Annotated in this window: 19 protein-coding genes; 5 read left to right on the top strand and 14 right to left on the bottom strand. The window is 54.5% G+C overall.

What is annotated here, in order from left to right; all coding sequences use genetic code 11:
- Positions 1–6 precede the first annotated feature (6 nt).
- A complete protein-coding gene (locus H6F67_RS28245; RefSeq protein WP_190769120.1) occupies positions 7–990 on the bottom strand; it encodes a calcium-binding protein in 984 nt (327 codons plus the stop codon).
- A gap of 117 nt (positions 991–1,107) precedes the next feature.
- Complete coding sequence (locus H6F67_RS23770; RefSeq protein WP_190769119.1) at positions 1,108–1,560, bottom strand: VOC family protein; 453 nt, start codon at positions 1,558–1,560, stop codon at positions 1,108–1,110.
- Positions 1,561–1,615: 55 nt separating this feature from the next.
- Here H6F67_RS23770 and H6F67_RS23765 point away from each other — a divergent pair, with 55 nt between their 5' ends.
- Positions 1,616–2,206 (top strand): GNAT family N-acetyltransferase, encoded by a 591-nt coding sequence (locus H6F67_RS23765; protein WP_190769118.1) that lies wholly within the window; start codon positions 1,616–1,618, stop codon positions 2,204–2,206.
- On the opposite strand, the gene H6F67_RS23760 is transcribed toward H6F67_RS23765, so the two are convergent.
- Both H6F67_RS23760 and H6F67_RS23755 read right to left on the bottom strand, forming a co-directional pair.
- A complete protein-coding gene (locus H6F67_RS23760) occupies positions 2,136–3,146 on the bottom strand; it encodes a WD40 repeat domain-containing protein (protein WP_190769117.1) in 1,011 nt (336 codons plus the stop codon). The genes H6F67_RS23765 and H6F67_RS23760 overlap by 71 nt on opposite strands.
- A gap of 29 nt (positions 3,147–3,175) precedes the next feature.
- On the bottom strand, positions 3,176–3,322 hold the full coding sequence (locus H6F67_RS23755) for a hypothetical protein (RefSeq protein ID WP_190769116.1): 147 nt from the start codon (positions 3,320–3,322) through the stop codon (positions 3,176–3,178).
- Between the two features lie 145 nt (positions 3,323–3,467).
- Between H6F67_RS23755 and H6F67_RS23750 the strand changes: the two genes are divergently transcribed.
- Entirely contained in the window at positions 3,468–4,655 is a 1,188-nt protein-coding gene (locus H6F67_RS23750; protein ID WP_190769115.1) for a glycosyltransferase family 4 protein, read from the top strand.
- Between the two features lie 68 nt (positions 4,656–4,723).
- Positions 4,724–5,101, top strand: coding sequence for a single-stranded DNA-binding protein (locus H6F67_RS23745; RefSeq protein ID WP_190769114.1), 378 nt, complete (start codon positions 4,724–4,726; stop codon positions 5,099–5,101).
- Positions 5,102–5,149: 48 nt separating this feature from the next.
- Here the strand turns inward: H6F67_RS23745 and H6F67_RS23740 are convergent, their stop codons facing one another.
- Positions 5,150–6,523 carry a serine hydrolase gene (locus H6F67_RS23740; RefSeq protein WP_190769113.1) on the bottom strand — a complete coding sequence of 458 codons (1,374 nt, stop codon included), beginning with the start codon at positions 6,521–6,523 and terminating at the stop codon, positions 5,150–5,152.
- A gap of 261 nt (positions 6,524–6,784) precedes the next feature.
- Here H6F67_RS23740 and gatA point away from each other — a divergent pair, with 261 nt between their 5' ends.
- Positions 6,785–8,239 carry an Asp-tRNA(Asn)/Glu-tRNA(Gln) amidotransferase subunit GatA gene (gene gatA, locus H6F67_RS23735; RefSeq protein ID WP_190769112.1) on the top strand — a complete coding sequence of 485 codons (1,455 nt, stop codon included), beginning with the start codon at positions 6,785–6,787 and terminating at the stop codon, positions 8,237–8,239.
- Between the two features lie 173 nt (positions 8,240–8,412).
- Here gatA and H6F67_RS27895 read toward each other — a convergent pair whose 3' ends face one another.
- From H6F67_RS27895 to H6F67_RS23705, 6 genes are all read right to left on the bottom strand, one after another.
- Positions 8,413–8,628, bottom strand: a complete 216-nt coding sequence (locus H6F67_RS27895) for a DUF5615 family PIN-like protein (protein ID WP_313926948.1) — start codon at positions 8,626–8,628, stop codon at positions 8,413–8,415.
- On the bottom strand, positions 8,625–8,849 hold the full coding sequence (locus H6F67_RS23725; protein ID WP_190769111.1) for a DUF433 domain-containing protein: 225 nt from the start codon (positions 8,847–8,849) through the stop codon (positions 8,625–8,627). Before H6F67_RS23725 ends, H6F67_RS27895 begins: the two co-directional genes overlap by 4 nt.
- Before the next feature lie 28 nt (positions 8,850–8,877).
- A complete protein-coding gene (locus tag H6F67_RS23720) occupies positions 8,878–9,210 on the bottom strand; it encodes an HNH endonuclease (protein WP_190769110.1) in 333 nt (110 codons plus the stop codon).
- A gap of 123 nt (positions 9,211–9,333) precedes the next feature.
- A complete protein-coding gene (locus H6F67_RS23715) occupies positions 9,334–9,930 on the bottom strand; it encodes a rhomboid family intramembrane serine protease (protein ID WP_190769109.1) in 597 nt (198 codons plus the stop codon).
- A 92-nt stretch (positions 9,931–10,022) separates the two neighbouring features.
- Positions 10,023–13,076, bottom strand: a complete 3,054-nt coding sequence (ppc, locus tag H6F67_RS23710; RefSeq protein ID WP_190769108.1) for a phosphoenolpyruvate carboxylase — start codon at positions 13,074–13,076, stop codon at positions 10,023–10,025.
- 72 nt (positions 13,077–13,148) lie between these two features.
- Complete coding sequence (locus tag H6F67_RS23705) at positions 13,149–13,340, bottom strand: hypothetical protein (protein ID WP_190769107.1); 192 nt, start codon at positions 13,338–13,340, stop codon at positions 13,149–13,151.
- A 226-nt stretch (positions 13,341–13,566) separates the two neighbouring features.
- Between H6F67_RS23705 and H6F67_RS23700 the strand changes: the two genes are divergently transcribed.
- Complete coding sequence (locus H6F67_RS23700) at positions 13,567–14,319, top strand: DUF561 domain-containing protein (RefSeq protein WP_190769106.1); 753 nt, start codon at positions 13,567–13,569, stop codon at positions 14,317–14,319.
- 34 nt (positions 14,320–14,353) lie between these two features.
- On the opposite strand, the gene H6F67_RS23695 is transcribed toward H6F67_RS23700, so the two are convergent.
- The 3 genes from H6F67_RS23695 to H6F67_RS23685 all read right to left on the bottom strand — a co-directional run bounded on the left by H6F67_RS23695 (position 14,354) and on the right by H6F67_RS23685 (position 17,856).
- Entirely contained in the window at positions 14,354–15,400 is a 1,047-nt protein-coding gene (locus tag H6F67_RS23695; protein ID WP_190769105.1) for a metallophosphoesterase, read from the bottom strand.
- A gap of 96 nt (positions 15,401–15,496) precedes the next feature.
- Positions 15,497–16,687: an HhoA/HhoB/HtrA family serine endopeptidase gene (locus H6F67_RS23690; RefSeq protein WP_190769104.1), complete on the bottom strand. Its 1,191-nt coding sequence runs from the start codon at positions 16,685–16,687 to the stop codon at positions 15,497–15,499.
- Between the two features lie 191 nt (positions 16,688–16,878).
- A complete protein-coding gene (locus H6F67_RS23685) occupies positions 16,879–17,856 on the bottom strand; it encodes a DUF1517 domain-containing protein (protein WP_190769103.1) in 978 nt (325 codons plus the stop codon).
- Between the last annotated feature and the right edge of the window lie 159 nt (positions 17,857–18,015).

Here is an 18,015-nt window from a genome sequence, read left to right as displayed (position 1 = left end):
GAATGATTAGGCAAATACAAAGATGTCTCGGCGCGTCAGGTTGAGGTTGCGATCGAGGCTGGCGATTTGAGTTTGGCGCGTTCTGCCCGATCCGTCTGAGTCAAAAAACAGCGCACCGCGATTGGGGTCATAGATGAAGCGATCGCTGCGATCGGAGGCACTTGCGCCAACATGAAAGCGACGAGCGCTGAGCGTTCCACGACCGAGATTGCGCCCAAACCCTTGCTGCGACACGCCGATTGTATCTTGGCCGACGCTAAAATCTTGAATGCGATCGGGACCTTCGTCGCGAAACTCAAAGCTAAAGCGATCGCGCCCAGCCTCACCGATCAGCGTGTCGCGGCCTCTGCCGCCCAACAGTTCATCCTCACCGTTGCCGCCCAACAGAACATCATTGCCGCTAAATCCCACCAGGCGATCGCTTCCGCCCAAGCCCAACAAGCGGTTGCGGAAACTGTTGCCGCGCAAAATATTATCGACGCTGTTGCCGCGAGCGTTCAGCCGCCGATCAGCAATCAGCGTCAGATTCTCCAGATCGCGCGAAAGCTGAATGCTAAAAGGCGATCGCACGGTGTCGATGCCGTTGTCAGGTGCTTCAATGATGCTGTCAGCGCGGTTGGTGAGGGTGTAAACGTCATCCCCTGCCCCGCCATACAAGCTGTCGATTCCCGCTTGCCCATCCAGCGAATCACTGCCATTGCCGCCAAACAGCGTGTCGTTGCCGTTTCCACCGAACAACGTGTCATTGTCGTCACCGCCATCTAATAAGTCATTGCCGTTATCGCCCGTGAGCGTGTCATTGCCGCTATCACCCGTAAGCGTGTCATTGCCGTCATCGCCAAAGACAACATCATCGCCCGCCCCGCCATCGGCAATGTCATCGCTGGCGTCAGCGCGAATCACATCCCTGCCACCAACGCCAAAAATTCGATCAGGTTCAAAGGTTCCTTGCAGGACGTTGTCGTTTTCGTTGCCGATAATTTCTGCCATTCTGCCTAACTTTTCACTCCTCACTCAGAAATGGCTTATTCTTCGTTCACGCAAGCCATTCACTTCAAGGCACTATACCCTCGATCGCGCAAATTTCACGTAACAATTCGCAAATTCTCAATCCGCTTTGGGATCGCAACGAATCTCCACCAAAAAGCCATCCGGATCAAAGAAATAAATGCCGCGTCCGGTCGGTCGGCTGACAGGTCCATGATCGATCGCAATCTGATTCGATCGCAGCACTTCAACCGCCGCATCAAACAAGTCTGGATCAATATCAAAGGCTAAATGTCCTGCCCGTGTAAACACTTTGTCTGGATTAGGATCAGGCGGCTGCAATTCCGGTCGCCAAAACAAATCGATCACCGTGCCATCAGGCGTGACAAAATTCGCTGCTTTTCCCGCTTCAAACAGTTCCTTTAACGTTTCGGGAACTTCTTCACCTTGCAGTTCTCGCAGTCCCAACACTTCCCCATAAAAATGACGCGATGCCTGCATATCTTTGACGTTCAGCGCGATGTGATGCACCCGCCGCAACATGCCGATCGCCAACGTAGATGATATTTGCATCGTTTCCGCTCCCAAAAATCGCTATTGTTCAAAATTATGACGTGGAGCGCGATCGATGGAAAAACCGCAGGTTGAAGTCACCACTTGGTATTTGGAAATGAAGTCACCCGCTCAACTGCGTGCGGCTTTGGTCGATCGCCCGGATCTGACGATCATTCGATCGCAAATTCCCCTGCCTGCCTTTAGCCGCTGGCTGTATGCAACGGTCGGCGAACAATGGCACTGGCGCGATCGACTCGGCTGGAGCGAGGACAAATGGATGGCATATCTCGATCGCCCCGCCCTGCAAACCTGGGTCGCATATGTGGCGGGAACGCCAGCCGGATATATCGAACTGGAGGCGCAAGCCGAAGGCAGCGTCGAGATTGCTTATTTCGGCTTGCTGCCCCCATTCATCGGTCAGCGCATTGGCGGGCATTTGCTGACCGTTGGCATTCAAAAAGCTTGGCAGATGGGGGCGCAGCGCGTCTGGGTGCATACCTGCTCGCTCGACGGTGAATTTGCGCTGAAAAACTATCAGGCTCGTGGCTTTGAGCTTTACGACACGCAAATTCACCGTGAGGCGATCGACTCAACTACAGTCGCCAAACGCGCAGGCGATCGTTCAGCCAGTCCGTATTCACAAAATAGCGTCCGTCCGGGCTGAAGCTGAGCAACGGCGGGAATGAAGAATTGGCAGCGAGATTATGCAGCGGGCGATTTGTTCTCAGATCGCGAAGCTGAATGTAGTTGCGAAAGCCGATCGCCATCCGCTGTCCGTCGGGATGAACGGCGAGTGACTGAATCTGAGCCGTTCCGGGCGTTTGCAGTAAGTTACGGGTGAGTGTGCCGCTGCGGGCGTTCCACTCTTCCAAACGATTTCGCTTGGCAACATAAACGCGCAATCCATCGGCACTGATGGCGATCGCAGTCATTCGCTCGGTTGCACCAGCCGGAAACGTGACGATCCGCCGACCGCTGTTCAAATTCCAAACCGTCGCCGTACCCGTGCTGCTTCCAGCAACGAGAATGTAGCCGTCCGGCGTGATTGCTGTGTGCGTCGCCCAATTGCCGCCGATATAGCGGTGCTGCTGCGTGGTGAGATCCCACAGGCGAATGCCAAAATTGCCGTTGAAGCCCGTCGCATCGATCAAGGTGCGGTTGTTGGCGGCGATCGCCACTCGTCCCTCGCCGCGCGACGGATAGGACAGCGTGGTTTTCACGGTTCCGCCAAAGTCGCGCAGTTGAATCGTGCCGTCCGATCGACTGGTGACAAGCGTTTGTCCATCCGGCGACACGGCCACCCAGCTAAACCAGGTATTATCAACATCCGAATCGATGCGGAGGTCTTGCACCAGTCCGAGGTCTTGAAAAACGCGAACCGTGCGATCGCGTCCGCTCGTAACGAGCGTGCGGCTGTTGGGACTGAAGGCAAAGCTGGCGATCGGGCCATCATGGGCAAGTACGGTGCGAACAAGCTGCGGACGAGCAGCAACAGGCGTGGCGGGAACAGGCTGCGATCGAGCGCTTTGCGGCAGGATGGCGGGTTGTGCCAGTCCCAGCAGAGCGGTCAACAAGCAGAGTTGCCCCAAGCGTTGAGTTTTCATAGCAGTGACAGGGGGTCGAAATTTAGTTTTCAGCAGGCGGATTGCCGTTCGACACTGCGATCGAACAAAGCGAATGAACTGGCATCGATCGACATTGACTCAATCACCTGATAGATCAGCGATTCAAGCCGTTCCGTTTCTTCACTGTGCAGCAAGTAGGCTAAGCTGTGTGACAATGTTGAAATTTATGTAACAAGGTGGTGCAGAATTGCCGTTCGGCGTAGCGCGATAATGTAGTCGGGCGGCTCGCTCCTTCGCCTCCTCTGGGCGAAGGAGCGAGCCGCCGCATAAAGCATTGAGTCCTAGCTTGGCGAGAGAGACATGAAAATTCTGGTGCTAGCTTGGGAGTTTCCGCCGCGCATTGTCGGCGGCATTGCGCGACATGTCGCCGAGCTATATCCGGAACTGGTGAAGCTAGGCCACAAAATTCACCTGCTGACGATCGAATTTGGGCAAGCCCCCGCCTACGAAGAAGTTGATGGCATCTGCGTTCATCGCGTTCCGGTCGTGGGCAGCTCAAACTTCTGGCAGTGGATCGGCAACATGAACGAAAGCATGGGGCGACACGGCGGAAAACTGCTGCAAGAAGAAGGCCAGTTCGACATGATTCATGCACATGACTGGCTGGTCGGAGATGCCGCGATCGCCCTTAAACACATTTTCAAAACGCCGCTGGTTGCCACGATTCACGCGACGGAATGTGGACGACACAACGGCATTCACACGGACATTCAGCGCTACATTCACGGCAAAGAAATGCAGCTTGCCCACGAAGCTTGGCGCGTCATCGTCTGCACAAACTACATGCGCTTGGAAGTCGAGCGCGTGTTGCGATGTCCCTGGGACAAAATCGATGTGGTTTACAACGGCATCTTCGCCCAGAAAAAACAGCGTCATCCCGACTTTGACTACTGGGAGTTTCGCCGCCGCTTTGCCAGTGATTCCGAAAAAATCATCTACTACGTCGGACGCATGACCTATGAAAAAGGCGTTCAAGTTTTGCTCAATGCCGCTCCTCGCGTTTTGCGCGAAATGAACGGAGCCGCAAAGTTTGTGATCATCGGTGGCGGCAATACCGAATCGCTGAGGCGGCAAGCGGGGTTTCTCGGCATCTGGGAAAAATGCTTCTTCACAGGCTTCATGTCCGATTCGGATCTCGACAAATTTCAGACGATCGCGGACTGCGCTGTTTTCCCCAGCCTCTATGAACCGTTTGGCATCGTTGCCCTGGAAAGTTTTGCGGCTCGCGTCCCCGTCGTCGTTTCGGATGCAGGCGGTTTACCGGAAGTTGTGCGCCACACCAAAACAGGGATCGTGACGCAGACGGGCAACGCCGACTCGATCGCCTGGGGCATCCTCGAAGTCCTCAAAAATCCGAGTTATGCCCAGTGGCTCGTCGAAAATGCCTACGAAGACCTCGATCGCCGCTTCCGCTGGGACAAACTCGCGCAGCAAACCGAAGCGGTGTATGGTCGAGTGCTGCATGAGCGATCGCAAATCGATTGGTAGTTTCTGCGTGTTAGCCGCAAGTTGGTGATGGGAATGTTAAGAGCAGCATTCTCAAAGGGGAGCATTAAATGGCAAGCGCAGGGCTGAACAAGTGGATCGTGAGCGGCAATTTGGCGGCAGATGCAGAAGTGAGAACGGTTGAGTTACGCAGCGGTGAAACGGCACAGGTGGCAAAAGCAACGCTCTACGTGCGCCGAGTGCGCGATCGCAAAGAATCCTTTACGGTTTCGCTCAGCATTTGGGAGCGATCGATCGCGTGGCGCAAACTGCAATACCTCAAGAAAGGCTCGCTGATCATCTGCACAGGCAGCATCGACATCAATCCCTACATTTCCAGCAAAGGCAACCTTCCTAAAGCAGGCTTAGAAATGAACGTGCTAGACATCGATCTCGACATTGTGCGCGACGGCAGCGAGGCGGAAGCAGGTGAGGCGATCGCCGTGTAGGAGCATCAGACCATCCTTGATTGAGCCAAGCCCACAGCCACAGAACAATTACAGTCCGTTTTTGGCAATGTGATTGGCAACATCGCGGACGCACTGCCGAATCGCCCGTTCATTGCCGCTGTAGTCCAGCGAAATGCTCATCACGTAGGTTTCACCAGCAATCTTCATCGCCAGCGTGGTTCCCAAAACCTTGGAGTTTTGTCCGGTTTTTTCACCCAGCCAAATTGCCGATGTGGGCTTTAGTCCGTCGTGGCCGAGAACCAAATCTTCTTGACTTGCCATCGCATCGATCAGCACTTCATCACCCGGATGCTGCTGCTGATAAATTTGGCGCATCATCTCGGTCAATTCGTCCATTGAAATTTCGTTGGGGCCAACGCCAGCATTAGCGGGATAGGTCGATTCCCCGACTAGCTTGGTATTGACGCGAGTGATGTCGAAGCCGCGATCGCTCATGATTTCGTTGATGCGATCGCGGCCAACATATTCAATCAGTTGATTGGTGGCGATGTTGCTGCTTTGATTAATCATGCGCTGAAGAATGCGTCGGAGCGGATATTCTGCTCCGACCCAGATATCCGAAGCGTCCTCGGTATAGTTGCCGCGAGCCACGAGAATTTTGTTATCGAGATTGATATTTTCCGCGTGGATTTTCTCCATCAGCGCGACGGCAACCGGAACTTTGATTAAGCTGGCAGGGCTGGCAGGCGGAACGCCTCCATTCAGACGGCGGCACTCACCTTCCAAATGGCAAACGGTAATGTGAACGCTGTCGATCGGCAGTCCGGTTTTCTCGGCGATCGCTTCCAAAAAGCTCGATCGTGCCGTGTCGTAATTGTAAGCAGCGTGATTCAGGTACGTTTGATATTCTGCCTGCTTCGCTTTGGCGTCATCTGCGAGCAGCGAACTCGGCGTGACTGACTCAAGCGAATTGACCGCCTGCTGCCATTGAGCATGGATGTCGCCTAGCGTTTTTTCCGATTCGTCTCCGGCTGCATTCGCCTGTTGCGTCAGGACTTGCGCCTGCTCGGAAGCTTGAAAGGCTTGGTTCCAATTTTCTTTTGCCGTTTCTTCGACACCGATGCGAATTTCGATCGCTTGCAGCATTTGCAGCGTTTTCGTGGGCGTTGAAAACACCCCTGCGCTGGTGAGACTGGGAATCGATCCGGGCTGTCTCAGTTCAGCCTGGAGGCGATCGCGCATTTGGTAGAGGTCATCCAGCGACTGAATTGGCGGAACCTGCGGCAGCGATGTGTACGGCGTTTCGATCGGCGGCGCAAAAGCACGCTTGGTAGGAAAGAATACGGCGACTAGCATACCCAAGCTGGCCGGAACAAGCAGCAGCGGCCAATAGTTGCGACGCTTCTGAAGGCGAGTGCGGCGCTTATGAACCGGACGGCGATGCAGGCGGTGTAGTAGCATGTTTCAGTCAGCTTAATCAAACTCAATATACGGCGATTTTCAAAATTCGCAAGTGTATCTCACGATAAACGGGCGAAAAGCCTGGAAAACCATTGGACGATCGGAAAAGCCAGCCAAAATCCACTAGAGTAAAGGGTGAAAATGACGCAGCAAAACGACTCCGCCTCGGATGGATTTGACCGTAGTGTGAAGCATTAAGGCGTGAGCATAGCAGAATTTGGCTGCAATAAGGTGTATTTGTTGAAGCATTGAGGTTGCCAGATGGGATCGATTCGCGAGTTGCATCAACAACTCCTGACAAAAGAGCGCTCTGCGGTGGAAATTACTCAAGCCGCGATCGATCGCATTCAGGCACTTGAACCGAAGCTGCACAGCTTTTTGTGCGTCACGGCAGAGCGGGCGATCGAGCAGGCCAAACAGGTGGATGCCCAAATTGCCGCAGGCGAGGCGATCGGACTTTTGGCGGGAATTCCGATCGGAATCAAAGACAACATGTGTACGCAAGGCGTTCCCACCACTTGCGCCTCACAAATTCTCAAAAACTTCGTGCCGCCCTATGAATCGACGGTGACACAAAAGCTCAATGCCGCAGGCGCAGTCATGGTCGGCAAAACGAACCTGGACGAATTCGCGATGGGCAGTTCAACCGAGAATTCGGCCTTTCAAACAACGGCAAATCCTTGGGATCTCACACGCATTCCTGGCGGATCGTCGGGCGGTTCGGCGGCGGCAGTGGCAGCGGGCGAATGTGCGATCGCGCTCGGTTCCGACACAGGCGGCTCGATTCGTCTGCCTGCCTCGTTCTGCGGCGTGGTCGGCATGAAGCCCACTTACGGCCTAGTGTCGCGCTACGGACTGGTGGCTTACGCCTCATCGCTCGACCAAATTGGCCCATTTGCTCGCAGCGTTGAGGATGCGGCGATTTTGCTGGGCGCGATCGCCGGACATGACCCGAAAGATTCGACCAGCCTCAAAGTCGAAATTCCCGACTATGCCGCCAACCTGAAGCCCGACCTGAAACCGGGATTGCGAATTGGCGTGATTCGCGAAACCTTTGGCGAAGGCTTGGAGGGCGCGGTTGAGGATGCAGTGCGGAAGGCGATCGAGCAATTCGCCAGCATGGGCGCAGAAGTGCAAGAAATCTCCTGTCCCCGCTTTCGCTACGGCTTGCCCACCTACTACATCATCGCCCCGTCTGAAGCATCCGCGAATCTCGCCCGCTATGACGGCGTGAAGTACGGCCTTCGCACCGAGGAAGCCGACAACCTCATGTCGATGTACACGCAAACTCGCGCTCAAGGCTTTGGCGCTGAAGTAAAGCGGCGAATCATGGTCGGCACGTATGCGCTTTCAGCGGGCTACTACGATGCCTACTACCTGAAGGCGCAAAAGGTGCGGACGCTGATCAAGCAAGATTTTGAGCGGGCATTTGAGCAAGTCGATGTCCTCGTCTGCCCGACTGCACCGAATACGGCGTTCAAGGCGGGTGAACGGACGGAAGACCCGATCAGTATGTATCTGACCGACCTGATGACGATTCCGGTGAACTTGGCGGGACTGCCTGCGCTGAGTGTGCCCTGCGGATTTGACGCTCAGGGAATGCCGATCGGTCTGCAACTGATTGGAAATGTGCTGCAAGAAGAGCAGCTGTTGCAGGTTGCTTATGCCTATGAGCAGGCGACCGAGTGGCATAAACAGATGGCGGCGATCGAGTAGCGATCGGGTGGAGACGCAAGTTGCGTCTCCACCCGATCGCTGAATCGTTAATCTCCGCGAATTTCTACCAATTTCTCGCCAGATTGCAGGAACGCTAATGCGTCCGGTAAAGTCGAGTTGAGAATTTCGCGCAGTCGAGCATTTGACGTATTTCCACAAGTCAACCAAATAATTTATGGGGGCGCTTCAAGCCGTTCAACCAAATCTACAAAATCGCTATCTTTCGTCAAAAAGATAACTGCTTGGGCTTTTGCCGCCTCAAAGATTTCTAGATCTTCAGCATCCCTCAATCCAAGGGCGCGCAGGGTTACTGCGGTAATTCCAAATGTGTCTGTAATCCAAGTTGCGATCGCAGGCGACAAATGGGCATCAATCCAAATTGTGGTCACGCAACCAAGACGGGATGATTCAGTTTCCGTGAAGCATAAGCAAGCGACGCTTTTAAATCATCCATTTCTAGATCGGGTAGTTCCTCCAGAATTTGTTCAGCGCTTAACCCTGCTGCAAACAAATCTAAAACATCAGACACGCGAATTCTCATTCCTCGAATACAGGGACGACCCCCACACTGTTTTGGATTGACCGTGATTCGTTCAAGCAGTTGTGACATCTGATAATTTGACATTTGATACAACCTTCTAAGGAAAATACCTGATGGGATTGGCGCCACATTCAGCAAATTCCTTCCAATTTTCATCCGTGACTCCCACGTACTGAATATGGTTTAGGTAGATTTTGTATCTTCCTTCCCATTCTGTAGCCTCCACCCCAGCATGGGTTGCTATGTACAACGAATTTGTATTATCTTCATCATCGCGGCGATAAATGATTACGCGATCTATTGAATGGTTTGGATTAAGATCCCAGTTTCCTGTTGAACCTGTGTTATCTGAATTAATTTCCAGATCGATACCACGAGTAAAAATAACTATCACCTTTTCACCAGGCTTTATAAAATTTCGCGCCTTCACAAACAAAACCTCATAGATAGAATTTCCAGCACTTGCTCAAATCGTACCGAGTTATTTAAAAAACTAAGTATGTCTTCGACACTATCACAATCTGAACGGTCTAACAAACAATTTATGTCGTGACTAAAGCAGGTATTTGTCTGCTGCCGCTGGACGCTTCCCCAGCAGTCTTGCAGTAAAGATGCCGCCCAAGAAGCCGAAGAGGTGGCCTTCCCAGGAAATGCCGTACTGACCAGGGAGGACGCCAAAGATCATGCCGCCGTAGAGGATGGCGACGAGGACGGAAAATCCGATCGCCACAAAGCTGCGCTCAAAATAGCCCCGCGCCAACAGAAAGCCAAAGTAGCCAAAAATAACGCCGCTGGCGCCGATGTGCAAAGCGGGTGCGCCAAATAGCCAGGTTCCCAGGCCGCCCAGCAGAGCCACGATCGCCGTCACGATGAAAAAATCGCTGGTGCGTCTGAGCATGACCAGCCAGCCCAAAATGATGAACGGAATCGTGTTGCCAATCAGATGCGGAATGTTGCCGTGCAGAAGGGGCGCAAACAAAATGCCGCGCAGTCCGATGATCGTGCGCGGAAAAATCCCGAACTGATTCAGCCAGCCGCCCAAAAACAAATCGACAATTTCGATCGCCCAAGCGAGGGCAACCAGTCCGCCGATGATCGCAACATGCAGCTTGAACTCACGGGCGATCGCTTTCATTTCACCGCTGCTCATGGCATCCCTCTGACAAGAAGTAATTCAGTTCTAACATCTGCGTGTGAAGGTGGAGTGACAAACGCATCACTCCACATCCCGCTTCAGCTTCGTCAGCCTGTATTTCGCATTCCGGCTGCGATGCCGTTGATCGTCAGCAGTGCGCCTCTGAGCAGTTCGCCGCGACTGTAGCGCGATCGCACCACGCCCGTTGCCGCACTGGATTTGTGCTGCCGCAGTCGCTTCAGCAGCGAGACTTGCAGGAATCCCAGAGGGACGATCGTGCCGTTGCGAAGCTGAACCGATCGCTGCAAGTCCGGGTCGCCATCCAAGAGGCGCGTGTGTCCGGTGATCGTGAGGACGAGATCGCGGGTGAGGTGGAATTCGTCGGAGATTTGGGCGAAGAGGCGATCGAAGCGATCGACATCTTCAGCGGGCGTCAGTTCGCGGACGTAGTGATTGGCGATTTGCAAATCGACTTTGGAAAGCGTCATTTCGCACTTAGAAATCGCCATTTTGAAGAACGGCCACTTGTAGTAAAAGTAGCGCAGCAGCTTCAGATTTTCTTCCGGGTCTTCGTCCAGAAATGCCTGAATCGCCGTGCCAACGCCATACCAAGAGGGCAGCAAGAAGCGCGTCTGCGTCCAGCTAAACACCCAGGGGATCGCTCTGAGGCCAGAGAGTTCTTTTTTGCCGCCGCTGCGACGGGCGGGACGCGAACTGATTTGTAGCTGACTGATTTCTTCGATCGGCGTCACCTGATGGAAAAAATCGATAAAATCGGGCTGTTCGTAAATCAAGGCGCGGTAGTGCTGGCGCGATCGCGCTGCCAATTCTTCCATCACCTGATGCCAGGGTTCGATGTCGTCAAAGCCGTTGCGGAGGACGCTGGCTTGAATCACGGCACTGGCGATCGTCTCCAGGTTATACAGCGCCAGTTCCGGCAGCGTGTATTTCGAGGCGAGAACTTCCCCCTGCTCGGTGATTTTGATGCGACCGCTGATGCTGCGTCCGGGCTGGGCGAGAATCGCTTCATAGGCGGGGCCGCCGCCGCGACCAACTGAGCCGCCGCGACCGTGAAAGATGCGGAGCGAAATGCCAAATTCGTCGGCAAGCTGCTGAAGGGCTTGCTGGGCTTTGTGGATTTCCCAATTGCTGCTTAAGAAACCCGAATCTTTGTTGCTGTCGGAATAGCCCAGCATGATTTCTTGCAGCGCGGGTTCCGATCCGCCCGAATAGCCGCCGGACAGATAGGCGCGGTAGAACGGTAGCTCAAACAAATTCCGCATCACGGTGGGAGCGCGTTTGAGGTCTTCGACCGTTTCAAACAGCGGCACAACATGGATGGCGCTGGCTCCCGTTGCCGGATCGTAGAGTCCGGCTTCTTTTGCCAATAGCAGCACTTCCAACAGGTCGCTGCTGTAATTACTCATGCTGATCACGTAGGTCTGGCAGATTTCGACGCCAAACTCTTGATGCAGGCGGCGCACCATGCGGAAGGTTTCGATCGCCTCGTTCGTTTTGTCTGAGAAATGTAGCTCAGCCGGAATCAAGGGACGGCGGGTTTGCAGTTCGGTTGCCAGCCAGAGCGATCGCTCCTCCTCAGTGAGATCGTTGTACGGCTTGTGCAGGATTTGCAGATACTCGACGACTTCGTTGAGCGTGTCCGAGTGGCGACTGCTTTCCTGGCGAATGTCGAGGTGCGCCAGATTGAAGCCAAAAATTTCGACCTGACAAATCAGCTTGTCGAGTTCTTTGCAGCTTAATCCGGTTTCTTCGAGGCTGCGCTGAATCAGGCGCAACTCGGCCAAAAATTCTGCACCCGACATGAAGTGCGTAGCGGGATTGGGATCGATCGATTCTTGCAAAATGTCGCCCCGAAAAAGCTGCTGCGATCGATCGAGCGTGTTTTCCAGCCGCTTTTGAATGTAGGCCAGCTTCAGCCGATAGGGTTCTTGGCGGAAGCGGATGGCGTGCTGCTCGTAGACATCGGGCATCTGCATCTGCTGCTGCTCCAGCGATTCGAGCAGTTCCGGTAGGACATCGCTCCAGTGCAGCGAAAGGCTGAGCAGATTCGAGAGATGCTTCACCGAGTCGATGTATTTGCCGACGACGAGATTGCGCTGATAGCAAGCGGTTTTCCAGGTCACGTCGGGCGTCACGAATGGATTGCCGTCGCGATCGCTGCCCACCCACGATCCGAACTTGCAGAAGTTGTAGCTGGGCGGGCGGAGGCGCGGAAAGGTGCTTTGCAGCGATCGCCGCAGTCGATAGTAAAGCTCAGGGATCGCGTCGAACAGCACTTCCTGGAAATAGTGCAGCGTGTAATCGACTTCATCCAAAACGGTCGGCTTGAACTGGTGCAGTTCATCTGTGCGCCACCAGAGGCGAATTTCCTCGGTCAGTTGGTCTTGCAGCGATTCAGTTTCCCAAGACGACGAGAGGCCGATCGCCCGCAAACTTTCTTCTGCTTGATCCAACTGCCGCAGAATTTTTGCCATCCGCCGCTGCTTGTCGCGAATCGTGTGGCGGACGATTTCGGTCGGGTGGGCGGTGAAGACCAAGCGGATGTCAAGATTGTCAATTAAATTTTGGATTTGTCCGGGCGGCACGTTCAGGTGTGCCAGCTTGGGGAAAAGCGTGTGAAAAGTTCCAGCTTCGCGGCGGGGCGGATTTTGCAAACTTTTCTCCAGCATATCGACCTGAAGGCCGCTGCCCTGCGGTTCAACGTCTGACGAGAACAGCATTTGCTCGATCGGATTCATGTCGCTGGCGGCTTCGTAAGCAGCGCGATATTGCTGCTGCTGGCCGCGCTGTTCGTAGTGCTGCTCGACGATGTTAATCAGTTGAAAATAAAGCGCAAAGGCGCGGGCGGCGCGAATCGCTTCGTTCAAATCGAGATTTTCGATTAGCTTGACAGCTTCATTTTCGATCGAGTCGGGGGCTTGACCTTCGGGGGAGGAGAGCGATCGCAACTGCTTAAGCAAATCCACCAGCGACTGGCCGCACTCTTGCTGCAAAACCGCTTCCCACAAATCTTCAACGACCTTCAAACGGTGGCGCAGGAACAGATCAGATGCAGCAGTGGAAAGGTCATCAGCCGATTCTTTCTCGATCGCCGTGTCAGAAAGAAATGCTTCATCGGACGAGTGGAGGCTAGAACTCATGAATCTGTCCTGACAAAAATATGCGTAGATGGAGGGGTTTGAGCAAATCAGAAGATGGCACGGAGCGGCAAATCAAGAGCGATCGAAATCAGTGGAGGAATCGAGAAACGGCAGGCGATCGCCCCGCAAAATTTCTTCACTTGCTTCGCTGGCGGATTTGACGAGATTGGCGATCGTTTTGCCCGCCAGCAAACCGATTAGCAGCGGTGCAGTTGCAAGACTGAGCAAAATTTCATTGGGAATTGGGCGTTGAGAAGTCGGCATTGGCAGGTGGTGAACTATCTATCTTGTGGCAAATCTGCGGATGAAATTTGTATCGAAAGTACCCGTTTTTGAAAACACTACCTTTGAGCGGGCAGCGCTTCTCGCTGAAGCGACAGATTTGCAATGGCTCTATTGTCACATACGGGTTTCAAATCAGGGCTGTCGATTCCAAAACCGAAAGTGCCCAGGTTGGTAGAATGAATGCTGGCAATTTGGCACAACACCCATGACCCTACACTCCCTCCAAACCGCGCTGGCTGAAAAAACCGCCCTCAAAATCATCAGCGGCTTGACGAATTTCGATTCCGATCGCGTCGCTGCCGTTGTTCGCGCTGCCGACCAAGGCGGAGCTACGTTTGTCGATATCGCCGCCGATCCTGAACTGGTCAAGCTTGCCAAGTCGCTGACCGATTTGCCAATCTGCGTGTCTGCGGTTGAGCCAGCTCAGTTTGTCGCTGCTGTTGCAGTGGGAGCCGACCTAATCGAAATCGGTAACTTCGATGCCTTCTACGCACAAGGGCGCAGATTTGAAGCCGAAGAAGTTTTGGCGCTGACGCAAGAAACGCGATCGCTCCTGCCCAACGTCATGCTGTCCGTCACCGTACCGCACATTTTGACGCTCGATCGCCAAGTTCAACTCGCAGAACAGCTTGTTAAAGCTGGAGCCGACCTGATTCAAACCGAAGGCGGAACCAGCAGTGCGCCCGCCCACGCCGGAACGCTTGGCCTGATCGAAAAAGCCGCACCGACATTAGCCGCTGCCTACGAAATTTCTAGAGCCGTCAGCGTTCCGGTTTTGTGCGCCTCCGGCTTGTCGAACGTGACGGCTCCTCTGGCGATCGCCGCAGGTGCGTCGGGCATCGGCGTGGGTTCTGCGGTCAATCAGTTAAACAGCGAAGTGGCGATGGTGGCTGTTGTGCGGAGTTTGGTCGAGTCGATGCGGTTTGCGGCTGCACCCGCTCACAACTACCCGCGCTAAGTCACGGCTCTCAAGTTTGCAGGGCGATTTGCTTTCACAGCGATCGCTCTGCCGCCGTCAAATCCTCTGGCCTGATGTCGCGTCTTAGCACCACTCCGGTTGACGAGCGAATCAGGCGCGGCAATGTGCGCTGGTCGATCGTTTCTTGCGTGAGCGGATCGATCGTCGTGTAGATTGTTTCTGCCGTTTCCAGCCTGACATCGATCGTTGTTAGCGTTTTGCGCGGCGGCAAATTGCCGTTCAGCAAAGCTCTTGCACCGCTGCCAAGTAAGCCACAGTAGAGCAGTTCCAGCCTGCCCACGTGACCCGGATAGTAAGCGTGATTGTGGCCGCTGATGTAGGTGTGGACGTTGTGACGTTCGAGCAGCGATCGCAAGCTTTCTGCCGAATTCAAAAATTCTCCGGGGGCATCGCGCCCAACGGCAACCGCATACAGCGGCAAATGTCCGATCGCAATTCGCAGCTTGGCGGCTTGGGCGGCAGGCGAAGCAAGGCTGCGATCGACCCAGGCTAATTGCTCTGGCGGAATTTGGGCAGAAGACGCATCCCAGACTAGAAAGAAAATGCCGTTCTGCTCAAAGGTGTAGTAGAAAGGAAAGCTGGCGCGATCGACAAACCGCAAGCCGGGATCGTGAGCGTTCCAGTAGTTTCTCGCCTCAGTGCGATCGCGCTCGAAGGTGTAGCGGCCATTGGCGATCGCGCTGGAAGCGTCGTGATTTCCTAAAGTGAAACCGAACGGCAATCCGGCTTGTCGGAGTGGATTGGCGACGTGGCGATCGAAGCTTTCCCACATGGCGCGAATTTCAGCGGTGGTGAGGCTAGTTTTCTGTCCGGCCACCATGTCGCCGCCGCACAAAACGAGGTTTGGTCGCCACTGGGTAATTAAGGAAATGGCGCGATCGACTTCCGGTTCATAGTCGGTCGAACCGTACTGGCTGTTGAGATCGCTAATCACCGCAATCCGCATCGTGTCAGGCGCGATCGCGGGACTGGGCGCAACTTGGGCGATCGAGTCGCTGCTGTCGCGGATGCAGGCGGACAAGCTGGCGGCGGCAAGCAAAAGGACGTGGCGACGCTTCATCGATCGAGCCGAAAGGACATGACCAGCATAGAAAAAAACGGGACAGAATAATCTGTCCCGCTAGTCTCTCTTCGTGGTGTGTGCGGTCAAATCTGGTTACTCGGTCGGGGCAGGATAAGCGCCCGGACGCACATCGATCGATTGGTCTTGGCCGTTGCGCCGAATCGCAATTTGCACATTGCCACCGACTTGACTGTTTTCGACGATGCGCTGAACATCTTCCGATCGAGCGATCGCCTCGCCGTTCACCTGCCGAATTACATCTCCTGCTTGCAGTCCTGCTTGGGCGGCGGGTGAGTTTGGCACAACGCGAGCAATCAGCACACCTTGATCTTCAGTCACGTTCAAGTCGCTGCTGGAATCGCTGTTAATCTCCTCCTTCACTTCGGGCGAAAGCGTCACCATTTCCACGCCGAGGTAGGGATGTTGAGCTTTGCCAGTAGTTTCAAGCTGCTGGGCGATGCGCTCGATCGTATTCGTCGGAATCGCGAAGCCAATTCCCTGAGCATCCGCACGAATGGCCGTGTTCATGCCGATCACTTGTCCACGCTGGTTCAGCAAGGGGCCACCAGAGTTACCCGGATTGATCGCAGCGTCGGTTTGGATGAAGGCGACGCGGCGATCGGGCACACCGACCTGACCGCTCGATCGCCCTGTGGCGCTGACAATTCCGGCTGTTACGGTGTTGTCAAGGCCGAGCGGATTGCCGATCGCGATCGCCCATTCACCCGGACGCACCTGATCAGAATTGCTCATCTGCACAGTGGGCAAATCGTTTGCGTCGATTTTGACCACTGCGACATCTGTCACCGGGTCGGCACCCACAACTTGGCCTTCGAAGCTGCGTCCGTCTTTGAGCGTGACGCGAACCGTGTCTGAACCGTCCACAACGTGAGCATTGGTGATGATGCGTCCATCACCGGAAACGATGAAGCCAGAACCCACGCCGCGCTGGACTCGTTCTGAAGGCAGGTTGGGAATCTGGTTGCCAAAGTAGCGGCGCAAACGCGGATCTCGAAGAACGTCTGGCACTTCCGTCTGAACGGTGCGCGTCGCGTTGATGCGGACAACCGCAGGTCCAACTCGATCGACCACGTTCGTCACAAAATTAGGATCGGCTTGAGGCACGATCGCAGGCGGCACTTGAGCGATCGCCGCAGTTGAGGACGAATGAAGCGGTGAATTCGGATTCCAAGCGAGATAAGAGCCGCCTGTTGCCAAGCCTGCACCCAGCAGGACAAGTGAGAGAAACTGAGCAGAACGGTTGGGGGAAGAATATGAAGTCATTGCAGTGGCGATCGAAGAGAAGTCGTGAAGCAAGCATTTGCAAGGTTGATATTCATTAATCTATCGATCGAATTTGTCACTGGTGTGACAGCAAGGCTACGGCTTGACGACAGTTTTAGCAGCGGCACTCAAACAAAAAAGGGGCGCTACGGCTGTAGAACCCCTTCAAGAAATGATGGAATATCCCAAGATTAGATGCGACGCAAATCTGTGTAGTTCGTCAGCAAATCATCCGAGGAAAGCGTGTCGCCTTGGGCCTGCGGCGTCCATAAGACTTCAACGGCCATCAGCTTATCGCTGGAGACTGCACCTAGCTGGCTCAAAGCGCGACGGGCATCATCAGCACCGTTGATGGCAGGAAGCTGAAGTTTGCCTTGGGCAGCAACCAGCAGAGTCACAACAATGAACTCACCCGGCGAATCAGAAGTTTGCGCCAGCGCACCGCCCGCTGCGGGCAGCGTTCCAGCAGGGGAAGTTCCGCGTAGCTGATTGTTGTAGTTCGTCACGGTTTCTTCCGCAAATTTGCTGCGTTCGGCAAGCGCAAGACGATTGAATTGAAGTTCAGCGGCTTCCAGACGAGCTTGCTGCGTTTCGCCTCCGGCATAGACCCAGTATTCGGGATGACGCAGCAGGGCAAGCGTCGTTTCTTGCAGCACTTGGGTCAGACCCGCAGAGGTGCTGGTGTCAGCCGTTTGCGCGATGCGATCGAGATCTGTCTGGAGCGATCGCGCCTCAGACAGCAAACCAACCTGCACCTTGGCAACGGAAACAGCAGGCGAATCGTAGCCGCTGCCGTCGATTCCGTCATTGCTCACGGCATTGCGGAAGCTGCGAAACAGGAAGCTGGCGATCGACAAGAAGATCAAGATCGTAAACAGGCTACCAAAGCCACCAATTCCAACAAACGGGAAGATGAACGGGAAGCCAAACCCACCACCCGGATAGCCGTAGCTGGGATAGTAGCCATAGCCGCCACCTGGAGGCGCGTAGGTGCGCGAAGGCGGAGAGTAAGTGCGCGTCGGAGCGCGGAAGCTGCCGCCTCCGATGCGACCGCCGCTGCGGGCTGCTAGTGCGCCATCGGCATGACCAAAGACCAGCACGATCGCCAGCGTCACGGCCAGCAGTGGCTTCAGCAGCGGTTTAATTTTTTGTAGAAAGGTTTTGTGCATGGCGTATGCCTCTTTATGAAATCAGCAGATGCTGATCAAAGGACGTGATCGCGATCGCACTTGTTAATAAACGTTACAATCTGAAATCACTCTTCTACTTTATCGCCTTCTTTCCGACAACAGAAGCGCACAAAGGGCAGATTTTAGCCAGATTACCGT

The sequence above is a fragment of the Microcoleus sp. FACHB-1515 genome, assembly GCF_014696105.1.
In the GTDB taxonomy this organism is placed as follows: Bacteria; Cyanobacteriota; Cyanobacteriia; order Elainellales; family Elainellaceae; genus JAAUTJ01.
The sequence above is the reverse complement of the archived record's forward strand: the minus strand, read 5'-3'. Positions and strand labels throughout refer to the sequence as shown.